Origin of the sequence: Pseudomonas sihuiensis (assembly GCF_900106015.1) — a bacterium.
Taxonomy (GTDB): domain Bacteria; phylum Pseudomonadota; class Gammaproteobacteria; order Pseudomonadales; family Pseudomonadaceae; genus Aquipseudomonas; species Aquipseudomonas sihuiensis.
The window spans coordinates 822,615-842,302 of sequence record NZ_LT629797.1; the positions used below are offsets into that span (position 1 = coordinate 822,615).

The following is a 19,688-nucleotide window of genomic DNA, read 5'->3' on the forward strand; positions in this document are numbered from 1 at the left end:
GGACGGGCTGTGCGGCGTATCATGCGGCACCTGGCCGAACGGTCGCCGAGGATGCAGGCGGCCATGTTCTTGAATCGGATCACCCAGCTTGCCGCATGCAGGCTGCACACCTGGAGGTACAGTCATGAACTGGGAGTTGCCCAGCCCCTTCGTCATCGATATCGAAGTGAGCGCAGAGGACATCGACGGCCTCGGCCATGCCAACAACGCGGTGTACGTCAGTTGGCTGGAGCGCTGCGCCTGGCGGCATTCGCAGTTCCTGGGGCTGGACCTGGTCGAGTATCGCCGTCTGGATCGGGCCATGGCGGTGGTGCGTCACGAGATCGACTATCTGGCCAGCGCCTACGAAGGGCAGCATCTGCAGATGGCGACCTGGATCGTCGAGTCCGACCAGCGTCTGAAGATGGATCGGCGCTTCCAGCTGGTGCGCCCGGAAGATGGCGCCACCTTGTTGCGCGCCAAGACCACCTTTGTCTGCATCGAACTGTCCAGCGGGCGCCCGAAGCGCATGCCGGCGGAATTCGTCGAAGGCTATGGCAAGGCGCTGATGCAGCCCTACCCGCTGGAGCTGTAAGGCCGCTCAGTCGATCAACGGCGCGAGAAATACCTGCTCCGGCTCAACCATGACGGCGAACTGGCGGGTTTCACCGGGGCGCAGGATGACGGACTGCGCCACATCCGGTCCACGGCCGCCGCAATAGCCGTCCGGCGACATGGCCACGGCGACGCTCAGTTCGCCGTTGGGCAGATCCAGGCTGGTTTGCTCACCGGGGCCGAGTTTCGCCATTACCTGCTGGTTGACGTAGAGCTCCACATCGCAGGCATTCGGCGCGTTGTTATCGCGACTGAAAATGAGCCGGGCCGGTGCATCAGCCACAGGGGCCGTGGGGGCCGGCTCGGTAGCAGTGGGCGGGGTATCGCTGGCTTGGGCGGCCATGCAGAACAGGCCGAGCAAGGCGGGTGCGATCAGGCGCATGGTAAAGCCTCCGTTTGGCGTCAGCGGCAGTGTCGCCCATCTTGCGCGGCGCGTGCGACCCCTTAAACTATGCGCCCCATTTTCTGGACAACCTCATGCAAATCGCCCTGGCGCCCATGGAGGGGCTGGTCGACGAGATTCTGCGCGACGTACTGACTCGCATCGGTGGTATCGACTGGTGTGTCACCGAGTTCATTCGTGTCAGCGAGCGGCTGTTGCCCGCGGCCACCTATCACAAGCTGGCCCCCGAGCTGTTCAACGGCTCACGCACCCGGGCCGGTACGCCGATGCGTGTGCAGTTTCTCGGCTCCGATCCGCAGTGCCTGGCTGACAACGCCGCCTTCGCCTGCACGCTCGGTGCGCCAGTGATCGATCTCAATTTCGGTTGCCCGGCCAAGACGGTGAACAAGTCGCGCGGCGGCGCGGTGCTGCTCAAGGAGCCGGAGCTGCTGCACGCCATTGTCCGTGAGGTAAGGCGCACGGTGCCGGCCGAGATTCCGGTGACGGCGAAGATGCGCCTGGGCTTCGAGGGCAAGGAGGGCGCGCTGGATTGTGCGCGCGCACTGGCCGAGGGCGGGGCTAGCCAGATCGTCGTGCATGCGCGGACCAAGGTCGAGGGTTACAAGCCGCCGGCGCACTGGGAGTGGGTGGCGCGGGTGCAGGAGGTGGTCGGCGTACCGGTGTTCGCCAATGGCGAGGTGTGGACGCTGGACGATTGGCGCCGTTGCCGCGAGATCAGCGGTGTGGATGACATCATGCTGGGCCGTGGCCTGGTGTCCCGTCCGGGGTTGGCGCGGCAGATCGCGGCGGTCAGAGCTGGCGAAGAGCCCGAGGACATGAGCTGGGCCGAGCTGCAGCCGTTGTTGCTCGATTTCTGGCAGCAGGCGCGGCGCAAGCTGGCGCCGCGCTACGCACCAGGGCGCCTGAAGCAGTGGCTGGCGATGCTCACGCGTACCTACCCGGAGGCGGTGGCGCTGTTTGCTGAAGTTCGCCGCGAGCAGGATTGCGAGCGTATCGATCGGCTGCTGGCGCCATCTCCGTAGGAGCCCCGCCTCGGGGCGAAGCTCTTGCTTTGAAGGGGCTCTGTCGTTTCGCCGCGGGGCTCGGCTCCTACATGAGCGGTGCCGTCTACCAAGAGGCATTGCGCAATGGATGTGCAATGCCGTGTTGTGTAAACGATTTTTTCAGATGCTTGAAAATTCTCCACCTGACCTCAGATAAGTGACCGCGGGATGCCGAAGCCGGGTTCCGCGATATGAACCTTGCTGAAATTTTCAGGAGAACACTCATGAGCAACGTACTGTCCCTGGCCCCTCTGTTCCGCCAGTCCGTCGGTTTCGACCGTTTCAATGATCTTTTCGAATCTGCCCTGCGCAGCAATGACGCCGGCAGTTCTTACCCGCCCTACAACGTCGAGAAGCATGGCGAAGACCACTACCGCATCGTGGTCGCGGCTGCCGGCTTCGAGGATGACGACCTGGAGTTGCAGGTCGAGCGGGGCGTGCTGACCGTGGTCGGCAACAAGCGTGATCGCAGCGCCGAGAGCGTCAGCTACCTGCATCAGGGTATCGCTCAGCGTGCCTTCAAACTGTCCTTCCGCCTGGCTGACCATATCGAGGTCAAGGGCGCCAACCTGGTCAACGGTCTGCTTCATGTTGAGCTTGAGCGTATCGTGCCGGAAGAGGCCAAGGCCAAGCGCATCCCCATCGGCAGTCAGCGTCCTGCGCTGGAAAACTGAGTCGATGCAGATGAAGAAGGCGCCCCGCGGGGCGCCTTCTTCGTTGGGCTGGGTTTCAGCCGTTCTGCATGCTCAGTAGGTCGCGGAAGGCGTCCTGCGGCAGCGGTTTGCTGAACAGATAACCCTGGTAGAGATGGCAGTCCTGTGACTGCAGAAAGTCCAGTTGGTCCTGCTGCTCGACCCCCTCGGCGATCAGCGCCAGGCCCAGGCTGCGCGCCATGGCGACGATGGCACGGATGATCTCGGCATCGTTGGGATCGTGGGTGGCGTCACGCACGAAGGACTGATCGATCTTCAACATGTCCACTGGCAGGCGCTTGAGATAAGTCAGCGAGCTGTAACCCGTGCCGAAGTCGTCCATGGCGAAGCTGACGCCGTGCTTTTTCAGGCGCAACATCTTGCCGACGGTGTCATCGATATTCTGAATGACGATGCCTTCGGTGATCTCCAGCTTGAGCATGGCGTTGGGCAGCTGGCTGTCGCGCAGGCTACTGGCGACTCGTTCGACGAAGTCGTGCTGGCGGAACTGCCGCGGGCTGATGTTGACGCACAGGCTGAAACGCTCGCTGTCGACCAGGCCGTCAGCCAGCAGTTGGGCGCAGAAATGGCAGGCCTCGGCCAACACCCAGCCACCGACCTCGACGATCAGCCCGCTCTCTTCCAGCACCTGAATGAACTGCGCGGGCGACTGTGGGCCCAGCTGCGGATGCTGCCAGCGCAGCAGTGCCTCGGCGCCGACCACCTTGCCATCACGGGCATCGACCTGGGGCTGGAAGTGCAGTTCGAACTCGCCGCGCGCCAGGGCCAGGCGCAGATCGTTCTCCAGGCGCAGACGTGCGCTGGCGGCGTCCTGCATGGTGGTGCGAAACAGCTGGATGGTGTTACGCCCGGAGTCCTTGGCGCGGTAGAGGGCGATATCGGCGCGTTTTAGCAGATCCGCCGGGGTATTGCCGTGATCGGGAATCAGCGCGACGCCGATGCTCGGGGTCACCTGTAGGCGGTGGCCGTCCAGCAGCATCGGTTCGGCCAGTAGCTGGCGCAGCTTGTCGGCGACCTGGCGAACGTGGCGGGTGACCTCCGAGCGCTTGCCCTCCAGACCGGAGAGCAGCACCACGAATTCGTCGCCGCCGAGGCGGGCCACGGTGTCCTCCAGACGCACGCTGGCTTCCAGACGCGCGGTGATCAGACGCAGTACCGAGTCGCCGACGGGATGGCCGAGCGAGTCGTTGATGTGCTTGAAGTGGTCGAGGTCGAGAAACAGCAGGGCGCCGCGCAGTTCATGGCGCTTGAGCAGGGCGATCTGCTGAGTGAGGCGATCCATCAGCAGGGCGCGGTTGGGCAGATTGGTCAGCGCATCGTGATAGGCCAGGTGCTGGACCTGCGCCTGGGCCTGCTTCAGTTCACTGATGTCGCGCGCGGTGAGCAGCAGGCAGGGTACACCATTGAGCTCGATGGGTTGCACGGACACGTCGACCAGGCGTAATTCGCCGTCGCGGTGGCGGCCATGCATTTCCATATGCAGCACCTGGCCGTGCTGGGTCAGGTGCTCGATCATGCGCACGCGCTCTTCGGGGTAGGCCCAGATGTCCAGCTCGAAGGCCGTGCGACCGACTACTTCATCCGGCAGATAGCCGGTGATGCGGGTGAAGCCTTCGTTGACCTCGATATAGCGCCCGCTGTCACGTTCGGTGATGGTGATGGCGTCCGGGCTGGAGTGGAAGGCCTTGGCAAACTTCTCTTCCGAGGCTTGCAGGCGCTGCTCGCGCAGCAGCCGCTCGCTGATATCGAACAGCGTGCCGACCATGCGCTGCGGTTGGCCGGTATCGTCGAGCTGCAGCTTGGCGGTGCTTTCGAGAAAGCGCAGGCCGCCATTTTCCAGTTGCACGCGATAGGTGATCTGATAGTGGCTGCGGTGTTCTGCGACCAGGCTTTGGTAGCTCTGGCGCAGACTGTGTCGATCCTCCATCGGTACCTGACGGAAGAAGTCGAGGAAGGCGCCTTCGAACGGTAACGGCTCCAGGCCTTGCAACTGGGACGCCCGGGCGCTGGCAAACAGCCGACTACTGGGGATGTGCCAGTCCCAGGTGCCCAGATCGGCCGACTCCAGGGCCAGGCGCAGGCGCTGCCTGCTTTCGTTGAGTGCCTGCTCCTGCACGCGCTGCTCGGTGATGTTGCGCACGGTGAGAACCAGACAGGAGGTGCCGTTCAACTCGATTTCGCCACCGAACAGCAAGTTGCTGGTGACACTGCCGTCGCGGCTGAACAGTCGTACCTCGAGGTTGTTCAGGCGCCCGGTCTGCGCGGCGTCGAGCATACGCTGGCGGTCGCTGGGGTCAGCCCAGATGCCCAGCTCCAGTGAGGTGCGGCCCACGGCCTCGGCGCTGCTCCAGCCAAATTGCTGCTCGAAACTCGGGTTGACCTCGATGAAGCGGCCGGTCGCTCGGTCAGTGATGGCCACCGCGTCGGGCGTATGCATGAAGGCCTTGGCGAACTTTTCCTCACTGGCGCGCAGGGCGTTTTCTGCGCGCTTGCGTTCGCTGGTATCGAGGAAGGTGCAGAGCACCAGGCGCTCGCCCTGCAGCTCGATGTACTGGCTCGACAGTACGCCATCGAGAATATCGCCACCACGGGTGCGCAGTTGTACTTCCTGAATCACCGGCTCGCGGCTCAGTGGCGCTTGCTGGCGCAACTGATCGCGCTGGCTGGCGTGAACCCAGAGATTCAGCTCATGGGTGGGGCGGCCAAGAATGTCGCTGGCGTTCCAGTCGAAGGCGTGGGTGAAGTGCTGGTTCACCTCGACAATCTCGCTGTTGTCGTAGCGCACCAACATCATGATGTCGGGGCTCAGGCGGAACAGGCTGGCGAAGCGTTCCTCGGAGGCGCGCAGAGCCTCGGCACGCTCCTGCTGGGCACTGATGTCGCGGATCACGCCGAACATGCGCGGCCGACCATCGGCCTCGCGTTGCAGGCTGCCGGTGATCTCCAGCCAGTGCAGGCTGCCGTCCGGCCAGCGGATACGGTGGCGCAGGGCGTTGCCAATCTGTTCGCCCTTGAGGATGGCGTCGAATTTAGCCAGGACCTCGGCACGTTCCTCTTCGGGAATCAGCTCGATGTAATGCAGTTCTCGCGTGACCGGGCGATTGGGGTCGAGGCCGAACAGGGCCTGGGCGCCGCGCGACCAGTTCACCTGGCCACTGCGAATGTCCCAATACCAGGTGCCGAGATGGGCGCCGTTCAGCGCGGCCAGCAAACGCGGCGCGTCTTGCCAGGTTTGCTCGAATTCGGCGGGATCCATCGCCGGTATATGTGGCAGGGGCGGGGTCTGGTCAGTCGATCTGGCCATGGCCGTACCTTCCTCCGGAGTGCGCGATGCGCGGGGCGGGCGTTAGAGGCATGTAGATATGTTTTTGTCGTTATGTCGCCACGTTAGTCTCAGTTCGGATACCTATGCAAGATCATCGCGCTGGCTGTCGAGCAGATCCATGAATGCCCGTGCGGCATTCGACAGGGTGCGCTCGGTATGCAGGATGTAGCCCAACTGGCGGGTCAGCTGGATGCCCGGTATCGGCAGGCGAGCGACCTGATCGTCGAGCATGGTGCGCGGCAGCACGCTCCAGGCCAGGCCTATGGACACCATCATCTTGATGGTTTCCAGGTAGTTGGTGCTCATGGCGATGTTGGGCGTCAGGCCCTGGGCCTCGAACAGGCGCTGCACTATGTGATGGGTGAAAGTGTTGCCGCCGGGGAAGACCGCAGGATGCTGCGCCACGTCGGCCAAGCTGATCACTTGGCTGCGTGCCAGTGGGTGTTCCGGTGCGGCGACGAAATCCAGCGGGTCGTCCCACACGGCGACGGCGCGGATCGGTTCGCGGGTTTCCGGGGCAAGGGTGATCACCGCCAGTTCGGCGCGGCCATGCAGCACTTCTTCATACGCCACTTCCGAATCGAGGAACTGGATGTCCAGCGCCACCTGCGGGTGGGCGCGGGTGAAGGCGCGCAGCAGGGCGGGCAGGCGGTGCAGGCCGATGTGGTGGCTGGTGGCCAGGGTCAGACGGCCGCTGACTTCACCGGACAGGTTGGTCAGCGCACGGCGCGTGTCGTCCAGTACGTTGAGGATCTGGTAGGCGCGCGGCAGCAGGGCGCGGCCGGCCTGGGTCAGGCCAATCTCGCGGCCGAGGCGGTCGAACAGGCGCACGCCCAGTTGCTGTTCCAGGCCGGCGATGCGCTTGCTTACGGCAGGCTGGGTCAGGTGCAGGCGCTCGCCGGCTTCGGAAAAACTGCCAGTTTCGGCAATGGCGATAAAGGCGTTGAGGTTGGCCAGATCCATGGAACGCTCCGGTAAGTAATGATGCGCTGAGCATACATTCCTCTTCGGAATCCTTTGAATAAAAAATATGAATTTGAGTTATTTCGTGCCTGGCAATAGCATTCCCCCCATAAGCCGAAGGGCCATTTTCGCCCAGGCATAGAAAGGTGCACTTCTGACGCCGGGCGGTGATAACGCAGGCAGTTTCCGGATGTGCTCAAAAGGCGCTGATGAGGTAAGGCTGATGACTGGCAAGACGCTCTACGACAAGCTCTGGGAAATGCACGAAGTGAAACGTCGCGACGACGGTTCCTCGCTGATCTACATCGATCGTCACATCCTCCATGAGGTGACCTCACCGCAGGCTTTCGAAGGCCTGCGTCTGGCCGGGCGCAAGCCGTGGCGCATCGACGCCAACATCGCCACCCCGGATCACAACGTGCCGACCACCAAGGCCGAGCGTCAGGGTGGCCTCGAAGCCATCGCCGACGAAGTCTCGCGCATCCAGGTGCAGACCCTGGACGAGAACTGCGATGACTTCGGCATCCTCGAATTCAAGATGAACGACGTGCGCCAGGGCATCGTTCACGTAGTCGGGCCGGAGCAGGGCGCTACCCTGCCGGGCATGACCGTGGTCTGCGGCGACTCGCACACCTCCACCCATGGCGCCTTCGGTGCGTTGGCCCACGGCATCGGCACCTCCGAAGTCGAGCACGTGCTCGCCACCCAATGCCTGGTGGCCAAGAAGATGAAGAACATGCAGGTGCGCGTCGAAGGCAAGCTGCCGTTCGGCGTCACCGCCAAGGACATCGTGTTGGCCGTGATCGGCAAGATCGGTACCGCTGGCGGCAATGGCCATGCCCTGGAGTTCGCCGGCAGCGCGATTCGCGACCTGTCGCTGGAAGGGCGCATGACCATCTGCAACATGTCCATCGAGGCCGGCGCCCGTGTGGGGCTGGTGGCGGTGGATGAGAAGACCATCGCCTACGTCAAGGATCGTCCATTTGCGCCCAAGGGCAGCGACTGGGACAAGGCCGTGGCGCAGTGGCAGAACCTGGTGTCCGACGCCGATGCGGTGTTCGATACCGTGGTCGAGCTGCGTGCCGAAGACATCAAACCGCAGGTCAGCTGGGGCACCTCGCCGGAGATGGTCCTGGCCGTCGACCAGAACGTGCCGGATCCGGCCGTCGAAGCCGACCCGGTGAAGAAGGACTCGATCACCCGTGCGCTGAAGTACATGGGCCTGAGCGCCAATCAGCCGATCACCGATATCCAGCTCGATCGCGTGTTTATCGGCTCCTGCACCAACTCGCGCATCGAAGACCTGCGCGCTGCCGCTGAGGTGGCCAAGGGCCGCAAGGTCGCCGCTACCGTCAAGCAGGCGCTGGTGGTGCCGGGCTCCGGTCTGGTCAAGGCGCAAGCCGAGGCTGAAGGCCTGGACAAGATCTTCATCGAGGCTGGCTTTGAATGGCGTGAGCCGGGTTGCTCCATGTGCCTGGCGATGAACCCGGACAAACTGGGCAGCGGCGAGCATTGTGCCTCGACCTCCAACCGCAACTTCGAAGGCCGTCAGGGCGCCGGTGGTCGTACCCACCTGGTGAGCCCGGCCATGGCTGCCGCTGCGGCGGTTACCGGTCGTTTCATCGACGTTCGCGAATTGATCCAGGCCTGAGGAGCTAGATGATGAAAGCCTTTACCCAACACACTGGCCTGGTCTGCCCGCTCGACCGTGCCAACGTCGACACCGACCAGATCATTCCCAAGCAGTTTCTGAAGTCGATCAAGCGCACCGGCTTCGGCCCCAACTTGTTTGACGAGTGGCGCTACCTGGATGTCGGCCAGCCGAACCAGGACAACTCCAAGCGCCCGATCAACAAGGATTTCGTGCTCAACTTCCCGCGCTACCAGGGCGCCAGCGTTCTGCTGGCCCGCGAGAACTTCGGCTGTGGCTCTTCGCGCGAACACGCGCCGTGGGCGCTGGACGAGTACGGTTTCCGCACGGTGATCGCGCCGAGCTTCGCCGACATCTTCTTCAACAACAGCTTCAAGAACGGCCTGCTGCCGATCGTCCTCAAGGACGAAGAAGTCGACGCGCTGTTCGAGCAGGCCGAGGCGACCGAGGGTTATCAGCTGACCGTCGACCTCGAGGCGCAGACCGTGACTCGCCCTGATGGCGTGCAGTACAGCTTCGAGGTCGATGCCTTCCGCAAGCACTGCCTGCTCAACGGCCTGGACGACATCGGCCTGACCCTGCAGGATCAGGAAGCGATCAAGGCGTTCGAGGTCGGTTATCAGCAGAGCAGCCCCTGGCTGTTCGGCGCGATCAAGTAACGCGTTCGATAGGGTGTGTTGGGCCGCTTAGGCTGTGCGCACCGGATCAATCATTATTCAAGCGGTGCGCAGGGCGCACCCTACGGTTCGGATGAGGATGTGATGAGCAAGCAGATTCTGGTTCTCCCTGGCGACGGTATCGGCCCGGAAATCATGGCCGAGGCGGTCAAGGTGCTGAACCTGGCCAACGACAAGTACGCCCTTGGTTTCGAACTGAGCTTCGATGACCTGGGCGGCGCCGCTATCGACCGCTACGGCGTGCCGCTGGCCGACGAGACTCTGGCGCGCGCCCGAGCCGCCGATGCCGTGCTGCTCGGCGCTGTAGGCGGGCCGAAGTGGGACACCATCGATCCGGCCATCCGCCCGGAGCGCGGCTTGCTGAAGATCCGTTCGCAACTAGGCCTGTTCGGCAACCTGCGCCCGGCCATCCTCTACCCGCAACTGGCCGAGGCTTCCAGCCTCAAGCCGGAAGTGGTTGCCGGCCTGGATATTCTCATCGTGCGTGAGCTGACCGGTGGCATCTACTTCGGCCAGCCGCGCGAGAGCAAGGTGCTGGAAAACGGCGAGCGCATGGCCTATGACACGCTGCCGTACAGCGAGAGCGAAATCCGCCGCATCGCCAAGGTCGGCTTCGACATGGCGCGCGTGCGCGGCAAGAAGCTGTGTTCGGTGGACAAGGCCAATGTCCTGGCGTCCAGCCAGCTGTGGCGCGCGGTGGTCGAGGAAGTGGCCAAGGACTACCCGGACGTCGAGCTGAGCCACATGTACGTCGACAACGCCGCCATGCAACTGGTGCGTGCACCCAAGCAATTCGACGTGATGGTCACCGACAACATGTTTGGTGACATTTTGTCTGACGAAGCTTCGATGCTGACCGGTTCCATCGGCATGCTGCCGTCGGCATCCTTGGACGCCAACAACAAGGGCATGTACGAGCCGTGCCATGGCTCCGCGCCGGACATCGCCGGCAAGGGCATTGCCAACCCGCTGGCCACCATTCTCTCGGTCTCGATGATGCTGCGTTACAGCTTCGGCCAGGTCACTGCCGCCGATGCCATCGAGAAAGCGGTGAGCCTGGTGCTGGATCAGGGCCTGCGCACCGGTGACATCTGGTCCGAGGGCAAGACCAAGGTCGGTACCGCTGCCATGGGTGATGCAGTAGTCGAAGCGCTGCGTAGTCTGTAATCTTCCCAGCCCTGCCGGGGTGGTTCCGGCGGGCTGTTTATATAGGTGTAGTCGTTATGAAACGTGTAGGTCTGATCGGTTGGCGTGGCATGGTCGGTTCCGTGCTCATGCAGCGCATGCTGGAAGAGCGGGACTTCGACCTGATCGAGCCGGTGTTCTTCACCACTTCCAATGTCGGTGGCCAGGGCCCTGCCATTGGCAAGGACATCGCAGCGCTGAAAGATGCCTACAGCATTGACGACCTCAAGGGCCTGGACGTGATCCTGACCTGCCAGGGCGGCGACTACACCAATGAAGTATTCCCCAAGCTGCGTGAGGCCGGCTGGCAGGGCTACTGGATCGACGCTGCCTCCAGCCTGCGCATGGATGACGACTCGGTGATCGTGCTCGATCCGGTCAACCGCAAGGTGATCGACCAGGCGCTGGACGCCGGCACCAAGAACTACATCGGCGGCAACTGCACCGTCAGCCTGATGCTGATGGCGCTCGGCGGTCTGTACGAGGCTGGTCTGGTGGAGTGGATGAGTGCCATGACCTACCAGGCTGCTTCCGGTGCTGGCGCGCAGAACATGCGTGAGCTGATCAAGCAAATGGGCGCAATCAACGGCGCTGTCGCCGATGAACTGGCCGACCCGGCCAGCGCCATCCTCGACATCGACCGCAAGGTGGCCGAGGCCATGCGTGGCGAAGGCTTCCCGGTCGACAACTTCGGTGTGCCGCTGGCTGGCAGCCTGATCCCCTACATCGACAAGGAGCTGCCGAACGGGCAGAGCCGTGAAGAGTGGAAGGCTCAGGCCGAAACCAACAAGATTCTCGGTCGTTTCAAGAACCCGATCCCGGTCGATGGCATTTGCGTGCGCATCGGTGCCATGCGCTGCCACAGCCAGGCGCTGACCATCAAGCTGAACAAGGATGTGCCGATGGCCGATATCGAAGGCCTGATCAGCCAGCACAATCCCTGGGTCAAACTGGTGCCGAACCACCGCGAAGATTCCATCCGCGACCTCGGCCCGACTGCCGTGACCGGCACCCTGAGCGTTCCGGTCGGCCGTCTACGCAAGCTCAACATGGGCTCGCAGTACCTGGGGGCGTTCACCGTCGGTGACCAACTGCTGTGGGGCGCTGCCGAACCGCTGCGTCGCATGCTGCGGATTCTGCTGGAGCGCTAAGCGCGAAGCCGGCATCCAGTATCAAACAAAGCCCTTCTGTCTTGGCAGAGGGGCTTTGTGTTTTCTGGAGGAGCCGATTGCCTGGGCGATGGGGCGCAGTTACAGTGCCGCTCCCTCTGTGTCGTAGGTCAGCTCATGAGTCAGTCCATCAATATCGCCGTGATCGGCGCCACCAGCAACGTCGGCGAAGCGCTGGTCGAATTGCTCGAAGAGCGTGAGTTTCCGGTGAAGGATCTGCATCTGCTGGCCAGCAGCGAGTCGGCTGGACAGAGTCTTTCTTTCCGTGGTCGGCAGGTGCGGGTCAGATCGCTCGATGCCTTCGATTTCACTCAGGTGCAACTGGCGTTCTTTGCTGCGGGCTCTGACGTGACGCGCAGCCATCATGAGCGCGTGGTCGCGGCCGGTTGTTCCGTTATCGATCTGAGTGCTGCTTTTTCGCTGGAGCAAGCGCCATGCGTATTGCCCGAACTTGGCGCCGCAGGTTTGCCGGCATTGACCAAGCCGTGGTGTGTCAGTGCGCCGACGCCTTCGGCGGTTGCCTGTGCGCTGGTGCTGGCGACGCTGAGGCCTGTACTGCGACCCCAACAGCTGCAGGTGACTGCCATGCTGTCGATCTCCACTCTGGGGCGTAGCGGTGTGCAGGAGCTGGCGCGGCAGACCGCCGAGCTGCTCAACGGGCGCCCGCTGGAATCGAAGGCGGTAGATCGACAGATCGCGTTCAATCTGCTGGCGCAGGTCGGCGAGGTGGATGACCACGGGCATGCTCAGTTGGAGAAGCGTCTGGTGGCCGAGATTCAACAGTTATTGAGTCTGCCTGGGCTTCCGGTAGCAGCCACCTGCGCCTTGGTGCCGGTGTTCTTTGGCGATAGTCTCGCACTGGGCGTGTATGCTGATTCGGCTATCGATATCAGTACAGTGCTGCAATTGCTCGAGGTCGCGCCGGGCATCGAGTTGGTAGAGGTCGGCGATTACCCGACTGCAGTGGGTGATGCAGTGGGGCAGGATCAGGTCTATGTGGGGCGTGTCCGGCGCGGCGTGAGCGATCCAAGGCAACTCAATTTGTGGATTGCGTCTGATAATGTAAGAAAAGGCGCCGCCCTTAATGCTGTGCAGATAGCTGAGTTATTGATAAAACACTATCTGTAAAAGATACTTACCTAGAATTTTGAAGAATCTTTCTAGCTTGGCAATACTGGCTGAGTTGATTGCTGAATGGGGAGCCGCTCGTGGAGCGGAGGCAGGCAGCAATTCTCAAGACCCACTCGCATGCCGAGAAAAAGATAAAACAAGGGATAACGCTATGGTTCGGGTTCGCAAACTGGTGCTGGCAATCGCAGCCGCTTCCGCGCTGTCTTCCGGTATGGCGCATGCGCTGGGGCTGGGTGAAGTTACCCTGCAATCGTCGCTGAATCAGCCGTTGGTAGCGGAAATCGAATTGCTGGAGGTACGCGACCTTGCTTCCAATGAGGTGATTCCCAGCCTCGCGTCCCCTGAGGAGTTCATCAAAGCTGGCGTCGACCGTCAGTACTTTTTGACCGACCTCAAGTTCACCCCGGTATTGAAGCCCAACGGCAAGAGCGTTATCCGCATCACCTCGAGCAAGAGCGTGCGTGAGCCTTACCTCAACTTCCTGGTTGAAGTGCTCTGGCCGAACGGGCGCTTGTTGCGTGAATACACCCTGCTGCTCGATCCGCCGCTTTACTCTCCGCAAACTACCGTAGCCGCTGCGCCGCAACTGCCTATCGCCGCGCCTGCACCGCGTCCGTCTGCGGCGCTTGCTTCCGCTTCTGCGTCGCGCACTGCAGCACCCGCTCCGGCCCCGCGTCCTGCCGCACCGGCCCCGGCGTCGCGCGCCATTGCCGGTAACGAATACAGAACCACTGCCAACGATACGCTCTGGGAAATCGCCCAGCGCGTCGGTGGTGGCTCGGTCAATCAGGTCATGCTGGCCATTCAGGATCTGAATCCGGATGCCTTCATCGGCGGCAATATCAACCGTATGAAGAGCGGTCAGGTACTTCGCCTGCCGGACGAACAGCAGATTCGCAGCCGCAGCAATGCCGAGGCGATCGCTCAGGTTGCCGAGCAGAATGCCGCCTGGCGTGAAGGCCGTGCTGTCGCTTCGCGTCAGCTGGATGCCACTCGCCGCACCACAGCGGGCGCTGCGCCGGCGACTGCAGAGGCGGGTGATAGCCTGAAACTGGTCGCTGCTGAAGCAGGTCAGTCCACTCGCGGTAGCGATACCGGTGCGGCTGGCAGCAAGGCGCTGGCCGACAAGCTGGCAGTGACTCAGGAAAGCCTGGATTCGACTCGTCGTGAGAACGCCGAACTGCAGAGCCGTGTCAGTGACCTGCAAAGCCAGCTGGACAAGCTGCAGCGTCTGGTGGAGCTGAAGGACAGCCAGTTGGCCAAGTTGCAGGCCGACCTGTCGGCTGCGCCCGCAGCTCCTGCTGCAACGGAAGAACCGCCTGCGGAAACTCCGGCAGCAGCGCCTGAGGCCGCGCCGCCCGCTGTGGAGGCGGCCACGCCGCCGACTACGCCGCCTGAGGAGGCAGCGCCTGACTACAACTATTCCGAGGAACCGGCTGCGCCCGTCGAGGACAGCGCCGCCGCAACCCAACAGCCGGCCAGTGAGCCGGCTACTGCCGTTGAACCAGCCGCCCCGGTCAAGCCGGCCGAAGCAGCCAAACCTGCTACACCTGCTCCTGCTCCTGCTCCTGCACCTGCGCCGGCCCCACAGAGCTTCATTGATGACCTGCTGGCTAACCCGATGATGCTGGGTCTGGCCGGTGGTGGGGCGCTTCTGCTTCTGTTGGCCGGCCTGATGGCGCTGTCGCGCCGCAACGCCCAGAAAGAGTCCGAGCTGCAAGATGAACTGGCCGACGACCTGTCTCAGGAACAGGCGTTTGCCTCCGGCCTGGACATGCCTGAAGACAGTTTCGCTGGCCTCGATGATGAGCCTGTGCAGACCGCCCAGGCCGCTGGCGAGGAGCGTGTCACGGCGCAGACTGGCGACGCGTTGGGCGAGGCTGATATCTACATTGCTTACGGGCGCTTCAATCAGGCGGCCGAACTGCTGCAGAACGCGATTAATGACGAGCCGCACCGCGCCGATCTGCGTCTGAAGCTGATGGAAGTCTACGCCGAGCTGGGTGACCGCGAAGGCTTTGCCCGTCAGGATAACGAGCTGCGCGAGATCGGCGGGGTGAATGCCGAAGCCGAGCTGCTGAAGTCCAAGTATCCAGCGATCGCAGCCTTCGCAGGTGTGGGTGCCGCAGCTGCCGCTGCCTCCGTCGATGACGACATGGGCGACTTCAGTCTGGGCGACCTCAGTCTGGATGAACCGACCGCAGAAACGCCTGCTTCCACCGGCGCTGATCTGGATGATGCCTTCGATCTGAGCCTCGATGACCTGGAGGCCGATCTGGAGAGCGATGTTCAGTCGAGCAAGGCTGAGCAAGCGCCGTTGTCGCTGGATGATGATCTGGACTTCGGTCTGGTCGATGAACCCGCCGCGCCGGCAGCTTCTGCCGACGACGATCTGGGCTTCGATCTCGCCCTGGATGATGACAAGGTTGAGCTGTCCCAGCCGACCGACGATCTGTCCGCCTTCAGCCTGGATCTGGATGAGGCGGCTCCGGCAGTCAGCGATGAAGCTGATGATTTCCTGCTGAGCCTCGATGACGATGCACCGCTGAACCAGCCGGCCGAGGATCTTTCCGATTTGAGCCTGGATCTGGCTGAAGAAGCGCCATCTGCCAATCTCGATCTGCCGGCTGACTTCGATCTCTCACTCGAAGACGAAACTCCGGTTCAGCCGGCTGTTGCATCCGACAGCTTCGCTGCGCAGCTGGATGAAGTGACCGCCGAGCTGGATCAGCTGTCAGCTGACCTCGAAGAGCCGCAAGCAGCTCCGCTGGCGCCGGCCAGCAGCCTGTCCAGTGATCTGGATGGCGATGATGACTTCGACTTCCTGTCCGGCACCGATGAAACTGCGACCAAGCTGGATCTGGCTCGGGCTTATATAGACATGGGCGACACCGAAGGTGCGCGCGACATTCTCGAAGAAGTGGTTGCCGAGGGCAGTGACGCCCAGCAGCAAGAAGCTCGTGAGATGATTAGCAAGTTGGTTTGATTGATAAATGTCTGATGCAGTACCTGTAGCGGCCGCCGAAATGGCGGCCGCTGGCTTTTTCAGAATCGCCCTGGGCCTCGAATACAAGGGCGCACGTTATCGCGGGTTCCAGCGCCAGGGCGCGAATGTTCCGTCGATCCAGGGTCACCTGGAAAATGCCTTGTCCAAGGTCGCCGGTGGTGCCCCGGTCAGCATTCTGTGCGCAGGGCGTACCGATGCTTCTGTGCATTCCAGTGGTCAGGTGGTGCATTTCGATACCACTGTCGAGCGTTCGCTGCACGCGTGGATCATGGGCGCCAACATGAATTTGCCCGGTGACATTAGCGTGACCTGGGCGAAGGTGATGCCGGCGCACTTTCATGCACGCTTCTCGGCCATCGCGCGACGCTACCGCTACGTGATCTACAACGATCCGATTCGCCCGGCGCATATGGCCGAGGAAGTCACCTGGAATCATCGGCCGCTGAATGTGGCGCGCATGCGTGAAGCGGCCCTGGCGCTGGTCGGCACTCATGATTTCAGCGCCTTCCGGGCAACCCGTTGCCAGGCCAAGTCACCGATCAAGACCGTGCACCACCTGCAACTTATCGAGCATGGTCGCTTCATCGTGCTGGATATTCGCGCCAATGCTTTTCTGCATCATATGGTGCGTAACATCGCCGGCGTGTTGATGACCATTGGTGCGGGTGAGCGGCCGCCGGAATGGGCGCGCGAGGTGCTCGAGCGCGGCGATCGACATAGCGGGGGAGTGACGGCGCACCCCTACGGTCTCTATCTGATACAAGTCGATTACCCGGAGGAGTTCGAATTGCCGCAGCGCTATCTCGGGCCGCATTTTCTCTCCGGTCTGCCGGACGTGCGACAGCTATAACCCTTTGTTACCATCCGAGCCCGGATGGCGAGAGGTATGAACGTGACGGTCGTACGTAGCAAGATTTGTGGGATCACCCGCATCGAGGATGCTCTGGCAGCGGTGGAGGCGGGAGCCGACGCCATTGGTCTGGTGTTCTACGGGAAAAGCCCGCGAGCAGTCAGCATCGAGCAGGCCGCAGCTATCCTGCAGGCGTTACCGCCGTTCGTGACCAGTGTCGGGCTGTTCGTCGACATGCCGCACGACGAGCTGCAACAGTTGTTGCAGCGCCTGCCGCTGGATCTGCTGCAGTTTCACGGTGATGAGTCGCCGGCCGACTGTGAAGGCCATGGCCGCCCCTATATCAAGGCGCTGCGGGTTCGCCCCGGTGAGGACGTATCGGCCGCCATGGCGCCGTACGCTGGTGCGCGGGGTATTCTGCTCGATACCTTCGTCGAGGGCGTTCCGGGTGGTACGGGCGCTTCGTTCGATTGGTCGCTGGTGCCGGAAAATGCCGCCAAGCCAATCATCCTGGCCGGCGGCCTGGATGCAGGCAATGTCGCGACGGCTATTCGCCAGGTGCGGCCCTATGCCGTGGATGTCAGCGGCGGGGTAGAGGCCGGTAAAGGCATAAAGGATGCAGGCAAGATTCGTGCATTCGTGCGGGCAGTGCGTGATGCTCGATGTGACGGCGATTGAAGCAGGGCCGTCAATTAGCCTGTCACGCCGCCTTGGCTCGTTTCGGCGGGCGCTGGGTGCGGCAGAAAAGAATTGCTGGAGATGGGCGTTTCACGATAAGGCGTTCATCCGAACCAACGGTTATGGAGAAATGACAGCATGAGCAACTGGTTGGTAGACAAACTCATTCCCTCGATCATGCGTTCCGAGGTGAAGAAGAGCTCTGTGCCCGAGGGCCTGTGGCACAAATGTCCGTCCTGTGATGCCGTGCTCTACCGTCCTGAGCTGGAAAAGGCACTCGATGTCTGCCCCAAGTGCAATCACCACATGCGTATCGGTGCTCGTGCGCGTATCGACCTCTTCCTCGATGCCGAGGGGCGCGAGGAGATCGGTGCTGATCTCGAGCCGGTCGACCGCCTGAAATTCCGCGACAGCAAGAAGTACAAGGATCGTCTGAGCGCTGCGCAGAAGCAGACTGGCGAGAAAGACGCGCTGATCTCCATGAGCGGCACCCTCGAAGGTATGCCGATCGCCGTTTGCGCGTTCGAGTTTTCCTTCATGGGTGGTTCCATGGGCGCCGTCGTTGGCGAGCGTTTCGTTCGGGCGGCCAATGTCGCGCTGGAAAAACGCTGCCCGCTGGTGTGCTTCTCCGCTTCCGGCGGCGCACGCATGCAGGAAGCGCTGATCTCGCTGATGCAGATGGCCAAGACTGCCGCCGCCCTGGCGCGCCTGCGTGAAGAAGGCCTGCCGTTCATCTCCGTGCTGACTGATCCGGTCTATGGCGGTGTTTCCGCCAGCCTGGCGATGCTTGGTGATGTCATCGTGGCCGAGCCGAAGGCGCTGATCGGTTTTGCCGGCCCGCGCGTGATCGAGCAGACCGTGCGCGAGAAGCTGCCGGAAGGCTTCCAGCGTAGCGAGTTCCTGCTGGAACATGGCGCCATCGACATGATCATTTCGCGCAATGAACTGCGTCCACGCCTGGCGCGTCTGCTTGCGCAAATGATGAATCGTCCGTCTCCGGTTCCCCTGCCGGCCACTGCATGACCGAACGTAGCCTGGGCGAGTGGCTCGCCTACCTCGAGCGGTTGCATCCGTCGGCCATCGACATGGGGTTGGAGCGCTCGCGTGAGGTGGCGCAGCGGCTCGGCCTGGGCAAACCTGCGCCATTGGTGGTTACCGTCACCGGTACCAATGGCAAGGGCTCTACCTGCGCCTTTCTCGCCAGCCTGATCGCAGCCCAGGGGCAGCGTGTCGGTGTCTACAGTTCACCGCACCTGCTGCGTTACAACGAGCGTGTGTTGCTGGATGGGCGCGAGGCGGGCGATGAAGAGCTGTGTCGGGCTTTCACTGCGGTCGAGGCCGCGCGTGGTGAAATTTCCCTGACCTATTTCGAGATGGGTACGCTGGCGGCCTTCTGGCTGTTCGAGCGTGCTCAGCTGGATGCCGTGGTGCTCGAAGTCGGCCTCGGTGGACGCCTGGATGCGGTGAACCTGGTCGATGCCGATCTGGCCCTGATCACCAGCATTGGTCTGGATCACGCCGACTGGCTGGGCGATACCCGTGAATCGGTCGCCTTCGAAAAGGCCGGGATCATGCGCGCCGGCATGCCTGCGTTGTGCGGTGATCTCGACCCACCGCAGCCCTTGCTGGAGCAGGCGGTGACTTTGGACGCGCCGTTGTTCCTGCGTGGTCGTGACTACGACCTCAGTGTGCAGGCGCAGGACTGGTCCTGGTATGGCCTCGATGCGCATGGCCAGGTGCTGCGGTTGGAGCAGCTGCCGCTTCTCGATCTGCCGATGGAAAACGCGGCGCTGGCGTTGCAGGCCTATGCGCTTCTGCCGCTGCCGTGGAATCACCAGCAGGTCGTTCAGGCCCTGCTCGCCACGCGGGTAACCGGGCGTCTGGATCGTCGTGCGCTGGATTGGCGAGGCAAGTCACTCACACTGTTGCTCGATGTTGGGCATAATCCTCATGCCGCCGATTATCTGGCGCAGCGCCTGGAGAGTCGCCCGCTGGCCGGGCAGCGCTGGGCGGTGTTCGGTTTGTTGGCCGACAAGGATCTGCCCGGCGTGGTGTCGCCGCTTCTGAGTCTGGTTGCTGGCTGGGCCGTGGCGCCGCTGGATACGCCGCGTTCACGCTCTGCCGATGACCTGGCCGAGCACCTGCGGGGGCAGGGCGCGGCGGTGGTGCAGTACCCGGATGTGCGTACTGCGCTCGATGCGCAGTGCGAGCAGGCGGCAGAGGGTGACGAGATACTGTTGTTCGGATCGTTTTTCTGCGTGGCCGAGGCCCTGGATTGGCTGGCCCGCCCGGCTTGATA

Annotated in this window: 16 protein-coding genes; 13 read left to right on the top strand and 3 right to left on the bottom strand. The window is 62.6% G+C overall.

From position 1 onward, the window contains the following. Window positions 1–124 precede the first annotated feature (124 nt). Window positions 125–574, top strand: a complete 450-nt coding sequence (locus tag BLT86_RS03995) for an acyl-CoA thioesterase (RefSeq protein WP_017677327.1) — start codon at window positions 125–127, stop codon at window positions 572–574. A gap of 6 nt (window positions 575–580) precedes the next feature. Here BLT86_RS03995 and BLT86_RS04000 read toward each other — a convergent pair whose 3' ends face one another. Beyond that, entirely contained in the window at window positions 581–976 is a 396-nt protein-coding gene (locus BLT86_RS04000) for a hypothetical protein (RefSeq protein WP_090336282.1), read from the bottom strand. 95 nt (window positions 977–1,071) lie between these two features. Between BLT86_RS04000 and BLT86_RS04005 the strand changes: the two genes are divergently transcribed. Further along, window positions 1,072–2,019, top strand: coding sequence for a tRNA dihydrouridine synthase (locus BLT86_RS04005; RefSeq protein WP_092374825.1), 948 nt, complete (start codon window positions 1,072–1,074; stop codon window positions 2,017–2,019). Window positions 2,020–2,264: 245 nt separating this feature from the next. Beyond that, window positions 2,265–2,714, top strand: a complete 450-nt coding sequence (locus BLT86_RS04010) for an Hsp20 family protein (RefSeq protein WP_092374829.1) — start codon at window positions 2,265–2,267, stop codon at window positions 2,712–2,714. 55 nt (window positions 2,715–2,769) lie between these two features. On the opposite strand, the gene BLT86_RS04015 is transcribed toward BLT86_RS04010, so the two are convergent. Together BLT86_RS04015 and BLT86_RS04020 are read right to left on the bottom strand one after the other, a co-directional pair. Continuing rightward, window positions 2,770–6,057 (bottom strand): sensor domain-containing protein, encoded by a 3,288-nt coding sequence (locus BLT86_RS04015; protein ID WP_092374832.1) that lies wholly within the window; start codon window positions 6,055–6,057, stop codon window positions 2,770–2,772. Between the two features lie 102 nt (window positions 6,058–6,159). Next, on the bottom strand, window positions 6,160–7,041 hold the full coding sequence (locus BLT86_RS04020) for a LysR family transcriptional regulator (protein WP_003461102.1): 882 nt from the start codon (window positions 7,039–7,041) through the stop codon (window positions 6,160–6,162). A gap of 223 nt (window positions 7,042–7,264) precedes the next feature. Here BLT86_RS04020 and leuC point away from each other — a divergent pair, with 223 nt between their 5' ends. The 10 genes from leuC to folC all read left to right on the top strand — a co-directional run bounded on the left by leuC (window position 7,265) and on the right by folC (window position 19,686). Next, window positions 7,265–8,692 carry a 3-isopropylmalate dehydratase large subunit gene (leuC, locus tag BLT86_RS04025; protein ID WP_092374835.1) on the top strand — a complete coding sequence of 476 codons (1,428 nt, stop codon included), beginning with the start codon at window positions 7,265–7,267 and terminating at the stop codon, window positions 8,690–8,692. A gap of 11 nt (window positions 8,693–8,703) precedes the next feature. Next, complete coding sequence (leuD, locus tag BLT86_RS04030; RefSeq protein WP_092374838.1) at window positions 8,704–9,351, top strand: 3-isopropylmalate dehydratase small subunit; 648 nt, start codon at window positions 8,704–8,706, stop codon at window positions 9,349–9,351. 102 nt (window positions 9,352–9,453) lie between these two features. Continuing rightward, complete coding sequence (gene leuB, locus BLT86_RS04035) at window positions 9,454–10,536, top strand: 3-isopropylmalate dehydrogenase (protein ID WP_092374841.1); 1,083 nt, start codon at window positions 9,454–9,456, stop codon at window positions 10,534–10,536. 56 nt (window positions 10,537–10,592) lie between these two features. Further along, window positions 10,593–11,705, top strand: coding sequence for an aspartate-semialdehyde dehydrogenase (gene asd, locus BLT86_RS04040; protein ID WP_003461106.1), 1,113 nt, complete (start codon window positions 10,593–10,595; stop codon window positions 11,703–11,705). 135 nt (window positions 11,706–11,840) lie between these two features. After that, complete coding sequence (locus BLT86_RS04045; RefSeq protein ID WP_092374844.1) at window positions 11,841–12,851, top strand: aspartate-semialdehyde dehydrogenase; 1,011 nt, start codon at window positions 11,841–11,843, stop codon at window positions 12,849–12,851. 154 nt (window positions 12,852–13,005) lie between these two features. Continuing rightward, window positions 13,006–15,840, top strand: coding sequence for a FimV/HubP family polar landmark protein (locus tag BLT86_RS04050; protein WP_092374949.1), 2,835 nt, complete (start codon window positions 13,006–13,008; stop codon window positions 15,838–15,840). A gap of 7 nt (window positions 15,841–15,847) precedes the next feature. Continuing rightward, window positions 15,848–16,711 carry a tRNA pseudouridine(38-40) synthase TruA gene (gene truA, locus BLT86_RS04055; RefSeq protein WP_003461110.1) on the top strand — a complete coding sequence of 288 codons (864 nt, stop codon included), beginning with the start codon at window positions 15,848–15,850 and terminating at the stop codon, window positions 16,709–16,711. 42 nt (window positions 16,712–16,753) lie between these two features. Continuing rightward, a complete protein-coding gene (locus BLT86_RS04060; RefSeq protein ID WP_371254546.1) occupies window positions 16,754–17,389 on the top strand; it encodes a phosphoribosylanthranilate isomerase in 636 nt (211 codons plus the stop codon). Window positions 17,390–17,527: 138 nt separating this feature from the next. Further along, entirely contained in the window at window positions 17,528–18,412 is an 885-nt protein-coding gene (gene accD, locus BLT86_RS04065) for an acetyl-CoA carboxylase, carboxyltransferase subunit beta (RefSeq protein WP_092374952.1), read from the top strand. Continuing rightward, complete coding sequence (folC, locus tag BLT86_RS04070) at window positions 18,409–19,686, top strand: bifunctional tetrahydrofolate synthase/dihydrofolate synthase (protein WP_003461116.1); 1,278 nt, start codon at window positions 18,409–18,411, stop codon at window positions 19,684–19,686. The genes accD and folC overlap by 4 nt, the downstream gene beginning before the upstream one ends. Window positions 19,687–19,688 lie beyond the last annotated feature (2 nt).